We start from the raw sequence: 7027 nt of genomic DNA, 5'->3' as shown, positions 1-7027 counted from the left end.
CACTTCGGAAGTGACAACCGAAGTCAAAGAGTGGACTTCTGTTGTCATTCCTCCACTGCCCTACGCTCGTGAGCCTAGGCGCTTGCGCTTTTCTTGTACATACTGATTTTTACTCTGCTTTTTTAATTCTATTCTCTTTATTTTTTATGAGTTTACTTTTATATTTTTTAACAAAGGGGAAGCCTAACATGGTCTTTAACAGAGAACTAATAATTACACCGTGAATAATGACCCCTAAGATAGTTAGCAATGTTATTATAATAGTCCCTAATGTAGTTTGTGGCTTAATAGCTGTATACCCAAAAAACACTAATGAGGCTATACCACCCATAAATGCATCAAAATAAGTTTCAAGGCTTTGTTCCAGCAAGTATAGGGGAAGAACACAAATAAACACCACAATAAAGGCAACTGGAATGAGATACGAAAACCTTTGTTTCTCAAGTTTTTTAATAATTGGTTTTGTATAATATTGTGTAATGACCTTTAGCCTTAAGAAGTGTAGTAATCTCGCTACCCTAGCTAACTGAAAAATTGAATCTAGGGGAATAATGGCTATGATCATAAACGGATTAGAACGAAGAAATTTCATCTTATTCGTTGTCGTAAAAAAGCGGTATAAAAAATCTAAAAAAAATATCACCCATGTTCCCCAAACAATTACCGAATCATATTGTGTCCCGTACCAAATCGTTGCGACTGCAACAAAAGCCAAGACAAACATGATCATCTCATAGATTATTTCGATGATAGATTTTTCCCCTTTGTTACCCATAGTGCCTCCATTAAATACCTTTTACCTTAAATCTAATTTTCCATAAGATTACCTTATCATATTTCGACTGTAAGAACTCCTAAAGTATCTAATATCTAGGACATTCGACAATCTTTTCGTTTTTTGTAATACAATAGGTTTTTTTGTGCTATCCTTGTAACATGTTAACTATTTTACCGACTAATGATATGTATAACAACATAGAAAGGGGATTGTTATGATTAAACTAAAATGGGTCTTACTAAGCTTATGTACATTATTATTCCTTGCAGCTTGTGGACAAGGGGAATCGGATATCACTTCCGGTGAGGATGATGCGACAAATGGAACGGAAGTGGAAGAGCAAAACGACAGTGACCATAATGAGGAAGAAGTATCCGAAGCGGAAGAAAGTCAACCGGCAGATGATGAGGGAACAGAGGAAGACACTGGAACAGATGAGGAAATTGCTACTGTGTCTAATGTAGAGCTTTACTTTGCAGACAAAGATTTAATGGAAATCTTCCGTGTCACTACTGATCTATCCGTACCTAAAGATGAAACTGGTGCAATGACAGTTTACGAACTTTGGCTATCAGGTCCAACAAAAGAGAACCTTGTTAGTCTTGTGCCTGAGACTACCATAGTTCAGTCAGTGACGTTTGAAGAAGATACTGCTTTTGTTTCCTTTAACCCCCATATCCTGGATGCTAATCTTGGTTCTTATGGAGAACTTATGTTAGTGGAGCAAATCGCCATGCTTGCCCATCAATTTGGTTATGGCAAAACGCAAATACTTGTGGAAGGGGAAGTACCAGAGAACTTCTTAGGCCATATGGATGTTTCCGAACCAATTGAGGCAAAAAATCCAGAGGATTACTCTCTGGCAGAATAAAAGAAGAGCAAAACACTACCAAAGATTTGGTGGTGTTTTTTTTGAAATTTACTATCTATATGTGACATTCTTATGACAGGGATAGGCATCACTTTTGATTTCGATTATAATTGTGAAAACACATTTTTTCAGGAAGGGAGTATAACCAATGCTAAAAAGTACAGATGAAACGGTATTACACTGTTATCCAGGATTAATCGCTTTAGTGACAGCAAAACATGGAGATGTTCAAAAGATAATGGCAGCTGGTTGGCACTCCTATATATCTTATAATCCACCACTATACGGAGTTGCTGTAGCAAAAGAACGTTTTACACACCACCTCATCAAAGAGAGTAATTCATTTGCCATTAATTTTCTCCCTGCAGAATATGCCCATATTATTGAAGGGGCAGGTAAATTATCTGGATCTGATGGTGACAAGTTCAAAAGAATGGACATCTCATGGAAAACTGGAGAAGTTATCAACTCTCCAATTTTAGAGAATGCCTATGTAGCCTATGAATGTGAAGTTATTGATTTGCAGAGTTACGGTGACCATGATTGGATTGTGGGCAGTATTAAACGTTTTCATCAAGATAACACGAAATTCGATGGCATGCTTCCAAACCTTATGAATTTACAGCTTCCATTATATTTAGGGCAATCCAACTATTTAATTGCTGATTCCTCTACTTCAAAGAAGGAAATTCTATTGGATATATAACTAAAAAACAAGCTCAAAGCTTGTTTTTTTCTTTACCTTGCATCCGTGATGCAATTATCATTTGTACTGTCTAAACTACTAGCGGATAGCATATCGACTCTTTTGCCAAAGTTTTAGCTTTATATTAGGTTGATGTTTATCAAGAATAAATAATAATAATTATGATTCCAACGAGGATAACGATAAAAACAAAATAATAAAAGACCCTTAGCCATTTTGGTAAAGAAGAGATATGTACCCTTTTTCCAACAGGTCCCAAAACGGTTTGATGGTGTCTAGTATAGTCGTTAAAAGGAACATCTGTTTCCCCATACGTTTTTTCTTGCTGTAAATAACAATGATGACTGAGAGAATAATCTTCATATTCCAATAAATACATATATTTCGCAAGCTGAATATCTTTACATTTTATCCAGTTATGATTTAGTATCTCATCGTCTACTTTTCCCTTCCCTTTTTTAATGTTTTGGCAGTTTTTATCTTCATGAATAATATATTTTTTTTCCCTTTTATCCACATGCACGATAACCATAATTATCCTCTCCAGCCTTTTGTACGATTCGTAGTATTTTAAATTATACTAGAACTTGACTGTCATACGACTATATCAAGTGTATTTTTACTTCTATTCCAATCATTTGGTGAATACGTTAAACTATAGGCCTGTCTTTTTTCTAGTCAATTTTAACATTGGGGGAAAACGATGCTTTTTTATAGTGTTTTCATAGTAATCCCTTTATGTCTATATTATTTGGCAGTGAAGGGAAGCGGGAAAGAACGATCAGGAATGGAAAAAATGATGCTGACTATGGGTTCCTCTATGATCCTAGGAATAACAGCGGGAGTTTTTTTAGGGGGATTATATCAAGGACAGTTTTTCGCTTCCGTTATACTAAGTGTCCTTGCCGCTGTTCTTTTAGGATTTATTCTAGGTTGGCCACACGGAACCCTTGGGATCATCGAAGGAATATTTACTGGGGGGATGGCTGGGTTAATGGGTGCTATGACAGCAGAAATGCTGCCCATACCGGAAGTGAGAATCCTCCTGTTATTCCTTTTATTATTATCAGGACTCGCCGGATTTTGGAGTATTCATTATTGGAAAAGAAGGGATAGTACCGCCAAATGGAAACTAACCATTCTCCACATCTTAACCCTTCTTTACTTAGTACTGATTACTTTCTTATTTATCTGGTATCCCCCTTATCAGGGAAATAACATGTTAGGGGACCATAACATGTTCCTTTACTTGGACACTTTTTAATACGATAAAAGAATGTTCCAATATATTATTTTGGGGCATTTTTTTAGTTTTTTGTTTCATCCCTATTAACTTTTCAACACTTTTTTGTGGGGTCTCCTGAAAAATATCTATTTCATCCAACTGCAAATAGTCTACTACTAAAGTAATTAATGCAAAAAAAGAGTTTCTATTAGTTCTTTAGACTGTTCATCAGTCGTGATACCAGCTTCCCCCAGAATAATAAGGTCAAAGTAAGCACCATTCTTATACCAGTTTATAATCCATTCATTCCCCTGCCGTAGGACACGGAATTCTTCTCCATTGATATTCCACTCTTCCATATGCTCATCATTAGATATTAGCCTTGTAAAGCCATTTTTACTGATTTCAAGTGTGGCATAATGTTGAAAGTATGTGTGATAGTAGAGTTGACGATAGGTTTCCCCTTGCAATGCTTGCTGGTCATTAAAATCTTCTATTTGCTTTTCACCCACTTCATTTTCAGGTGCTTTTTTACCAAAATCAAATTTATACCGGTATGGGACTTGAGAGTATCGATGGTTTTCAGGATTCTCCCAGTCCTGATATCGCAAGTATACATCCTTGGCTATAGAGACTACATCCCACGTTTGTGGATAGGAAAAAGAGGAATATCCGAAATCCATGTGGATATACTCAGATAGTATTTCATTTTGCTCCAAAGAGTCTTCCGTTTGACAAGCTGCAATAAAACTTACTATTATCGAGGAAAGGATAAAAAATGTTATTTGCTTCAAATTTCTGCAATTTCTCATGGTATCGAAGTCTCTCCTTTATAATAGGCTAGTAAATAGTAAAACGATTTATAGAAAACGACATAATGTCACTTCCTAATCCATAAACGTTTCGTACTTTCATTTTAATTTCAACCTAAGCCTTTAACAAAGTCTTATGAAAAAGCAAAAAAGAAAGGAACGATCATGAACAAAACATTTTCTTCTAGAATAAAAAATGATTCTACCTATATACATAATTGTATCCAGCAGATTGAAGAGAACACTGACTATTATTTGTCCCGCTGGCAAAATAGCAAACAGCCTTTGCAGTTTTCAGGTTGGAACTGGGCAGCTTTTTGCCTTGGTCCCTTTTGGCTTTCTTACCGACATATGTATGGATGGGTATTAATCTATTTTCTTATTTTACTTACTGGGGGCATTGTTCAGTCAATATCTCCCTTGTTTACTAATTATACCCCTTTCGATTTGGAAAGTCTGTTTCTTTGGAATTATATATGGCCCGTTCTTATATCACTTTTTTTTGGATGGAAAGGTAATGCCATCTTTGCCCGTCACATTCAACAACAATTAGATGACAAACACAAGCGAAAGACAGCTGTGCCACTATTTCACAAGCCGGGGCGGTCTTTGATTAGTGCAATCATTACACCAATTGTATTTTTTCTCGTTTTCCTCCTCCCGTTCCAATGGATTTATTCCTGGGAGTTTGAAAGTGCCATACCTTACGGAGTTTATGTCTTTGATGGTGACAAAGGAGTATATAGTACCATAAATCAAGAGGATGACTTCGTTTTTGAGAAATATACTAGTTCTGAAATATCCCTTCTGTATCACGGTACGGAGGATGTGGGGGATAGTTCCCTTTATGTAGTACTTTACTTTAGGGATTCAGATGAATTAGAGTGGGAAAAAATATGGGAAAGATCCTACCATATCTTCTCCTCAAATATGGTTACTCTGACAATCCTGGATGCTGGTGACCCATTAACAGAAGTTGGTGAATACTCTGTAGAAGTTCATATTGATGACGAATTGAAAGGAAAAAGAGTTTTTCATTTAAAACTTGCCCAAGAACAAAATCGCTAACGCGACTTTCGCACGTCCCAAGTTAAGTACTATTTACTTGGGACGTCACTCGCTTCATGCATAGTTCCACTACAATAAGGACATTCAATTTCAACTTTCTCTCCTTCTTTTAAATCAACAGAGAAATCACCTACTACAAAATCAGGTACTTCATCTGTCTTTTTACAATCTAAACACTTAAAAATAATCACATCATCTTCTTGATCTTCATGTAATCCAAACGGGTCTTCCCCTTCTTCAAGCCATCTCAAAAAAGGGTCATTTATCGTATTATCCTGCTCTTTTTTTGATGACATCTTCTTCCCTCCTAAATTTAATACACTTCACCCCTTGCATATAATGAAAAATAAATCCATGATCCGCATGCCAAATTTCTGTTAAATCCATCTCGCGATGGCAATGAGGACATATAAAAGGATCTCTTTCAAACGCATCAATCATTCTTTGGCGATAGGTTTTCTTTCTTTTCTTCTTTTCTACCAACAAAGAGAGCTGACGAGTTCTTACATAAGCATAAAGTGATAGGATTTGATTCGTTTTCTTATGTGATTTTCTGCTATACAACCCAAAACGCCCAACCATTCGAAAATGCTTGGGAGGAATATGTTGTAGTAACTCAAAAAGAAATCGAAAAATAGGCCATGCCACATTTACCTTCTTACCAGTTTGATGATCTTCATACCAAAATCGAATCGTTTCTCCATCATAAGATTCAATTCTATACTCTGCAATTGCTGGTCTAGCAAGGTATCTACCTATATACTTAGCCGCGCCTTTTGCATTTTTCATTTTCTTTTCTGCGTTAACATAAAACCCTTTAGGATAGCGTTTATATAAATCATTTACTAGTGTATGGACCTTAGGATTAGTTGGGAACCACTCTTTTATTGCATCCATTACTACCTTTTGCCATGATTTTTCTTAGGTACTCATAAGGGATGAATTCACTCGGAACCCATTCTTTATTTTTATCAAGAGCGCCTTCTGTTACTAAGGCATGTATATGAGGATTCCATTTTAAATCTCGTCCAAATGTATGAATGACGGTTATAATACCCACTTTTAAGTCGCGTTTCTTACTTTTTCTTTGATAGTAAAAATGAAAGACTTCTGCCACTTGTTTACTCAATTCATTTAACTTTTTACGATCTAAAAAAAATACTGATCTTATCTCCTTCGGAATCGTAAACACCATATGACGATGTGGAACATCAAAAATCATTTCTTCTTGTTTATCTGACCAATCATCGGTATATTTTTTACCACATCTATGACAGAATCGACTTTTGCACGTAAAACCTACGAAGACTGGTTTAGGTTCTCCTTCACATCCTAAACATTCATATTTCGCAAAACCAATGTCAGTTGTGCCACACTTTATTGCTTTTTCAACGGCCTCCTGAACATCACCTTGATACTCTTTAGGGAAGCGATCATGATGAAGTCTCCAAAAACCATCGAAGTGATCCTTAAGTATCTTTTTTATCACTCCGCTACCGTGCTTTACCATGACTTCACCTCCCATAACAATATTTTAAACTAAAACTTATCCACAGTTCGAGAATTT

The 7027-nt window shown here is 36.0% G+C and carries 10 protein-coding genes; 4 read left to right on the top strand and 6 right to left on the bottom strand.

Annotated elements, in window-relative coordinates:
• Positions 1-109 precede the first annotated feature (109 nt).
• The gene (locus tag KS419_RS22985; protein WP_217069321.1) at positions 110-775 is read right to left on the bottom strand and encodes a hypothetical protein; all 666 of its coding nucleotides are present in this window, start codon (positions 773-775) and stop codon (positions 110-112) included.
• 217 nt (positions 776-992) lie between these two features.
• On the opposite strand from KS419_RS22985, the gene KS419_RS22980 reads away from it, so the two are divergent.
• Positions 993-1649 carry a GerMN domain-containing protein gene (locus KS419_RS22980; protein WP_217069319.1) on the top strand — a complete coding sequence of 219 codons (657 nt, stop codon included), beginning with the start codon at positions 993-995 and terminating at the stop codon, positions 1647-1649.
• Between the two features lie 148 nt (positions 1650-1797).
• Entirely contained in the window at positions 1798-2355 is a 558-nt protein-coding gene (locus KS419_RS22975) for a flavin reductase family protein (protein WP_217069317.1), read from the top strand.
• A 139-nt stretch (positions 2356-2494) separates the two neighbouring features.
• Here the strand turns inward: KS419_RS22975 and KS419_RS22970 are convergent, their stop codons facing one another.
• Positions 2495-2887, bottom strand: a complete 393-nt coding sequence (locus KS419_RS22970) for a hypothetical protein (protein WP_217069315.1) — start codon at positions 2885-2887, stop codon at positions 2495-2497.
• Between the two features lie 171 nt (positions 2888-3058).
• On the opposite strand from KS419_RS22970, the gene KS419_RS22965 reads away from it, so the two are divergent.
• Complete coding sequence (locus tag KS419_RS22965) at positions 3059-3619, top strand: hypothetical protein (RefSeq protein WP_217069313.1); 561 nt, start codon at positions 3059-3061, stop codon at positions 3617-3619.
• Positions 3620-3765: 146 nt separating this feature from the next.
• Here KS419_RS22965 and KS419_RS22960 read toward each other — a convergent pair whose 3' ends face one another.
• Positions 3766-4392: a hypothetical protein gene (locus tag KS419_RS22960; RefSeq protein ID WP_217069311.1), complete on the bottom strand. Its 627-nt coding sequence runs from the start codon at positions 4390-4392 to the stop codon at positions 3766-3768.
• 165 nt (positions 4393-4557) lie between these two features.
• Between KS419_RS22960 and KS419_RS22955 the strand changes: the two genes are divergently transcribed.
• Positions 4558-5460, top strand: a complete 903-nt coding sequence (locus KS419_RS22955) for a DUF2628 domain-containing protein (protein WP_217069310.1) — start codon at positions 4558-4560, stop codon at positions 5458-5460.
• A gap of 29 nt (positions 5461-5489) precedes the next feature.
• Here KS419_RS22955 and KS419_RS22950 read toward each other — a convergent pair whose 3' ends face one another.
• Genes KS419_RS22950 through KS419_RS25390 form a run of 3 tightly spaced genes read right to left on the bottom strand, consistent with a single transcriptional unit; the run spans position 5490 to position 6970 of the window.
• The gene (locus tag KS419_RS22950) at positions 5490-5756 is read right to left on the bottom strand and encodes a hypothetical protein (protein ID WP_217065252.1); all 267 of its coding nucleotides are present in this window, start codon (positions 5754-5756) and stop codon (positions 5490-5492) included.
• Positions 5731-6357 carry a transposase gene (locus tag KS419_RS25395; protein ID WP_217065251.1) on the bottom strand — a complete coding sequence of 209 codons (627 nt, stop codon included), beginning with the start codon at positions 6355-6357 and terminating at the stop codon, positions 5731-5733. The genes KS419_RS22950 and KS419_RS25395 overlap by 26 nt, the downstream gene beginning before the upstream one ends.
• Complete coding sequence (locus KS419_RS25390) at positions 6326-6970, bottom strand: IS91 family transposase (RefSeq protein ID WP_217065250.1); 645 nt, start codon at positions 6968-6970, stop codon at positions 6326-6328. Before KS419_RS25390 ends, KS419_RS25395 begins: the two co-directional genes overlap by 32 nt.
• Between the last annotated feature and the right edge of the window lie 57 nt (positions 6971-7027).

It is taken from the genome of Evansella tamaricis, from assembly GCF_019042215.1.
In the GTDB taxonomy this organism is placed as follows: domain Bacteria; phylum Bacillota; class Bacilli; order Bacillales; family Salisediminibacteriaceae; genus Evansella; species Evansella tamaricis.
Note: the sequence above shows the minus strand (reverse complement) of the source record. Positions and strands in the feature narration are given on the sequence as shown.

Bases quoted from the DNA above. Each gene is read 5' to 3' on its own strand.
- KS419_RS22985 (WP_217069321.1), bottom strand. From the start codon at position 775: ATGGGTAACAAAGGGGAAAAATCTATCATCGAAATAATCTATGAGATG.
- KS419_RS22980 (WP_217069319.1), top strand. From the start codon at position 993: ATGATTAAACTAAAATGGGTCTTACTAAGCTTATGTACATTATTATTC.
- KS419_RS22975 (WP_217069317.1), top strand. From the start codon at position 1,798: ATGCTAAAAAGTACAGATGAAACGGTATTACACTGTTATCCAGGATTA.
- KS419_RS22970 (WP_217069315.1), bottom strand. From the start codon at position 2,887: ATGGTTATCGTGCATGTGGATAAAAGGGAAAAAAAATATATTATTCAT.
- KS419_RS22965 (WP_217069313.1), top strand. From the start codon at position 3,059: ATGCTTTTTTATAGTGTTTTCATAGTAATCCCTTTATGTCTATATTAT.
- KS419_RS22960 (WP_217069311.1), bottom strand. From the start codon at position 4,392: ATGAGAAATTGCAGAAATTTGAAGCAAATAACATTTTTTATCCTTTCC.
- KS419_RS22955 (WP_217069310.1), top strand. From the start codon at position 4,558: ATGAACAAAACATTTTCTTCTAGAATAAAAAATGATTCTACCTATATA.
- KS419_RS22950 (WP_217065252.1), bottom strand. From the start codon at position 5,756: ATGTCATCAAAAAAAGAGCAGGATAATACGATAAATGACCCTTTTTTG.
- KS419_RS25395 (WP_217065251.1), bottom strand. From the start codon at position 6,357: ATGGATGCAATAAAAGAGTGGTTCCCAACTAATCCTAAGGTCCATACA.
- KS419_RS25390 (WP_217065250.1), bottom strand. From the start codon at position 6,970: ATGGTAAAGCACGGTAGCGGAGTGATAAAAAAGATACTTAAGGATCAC.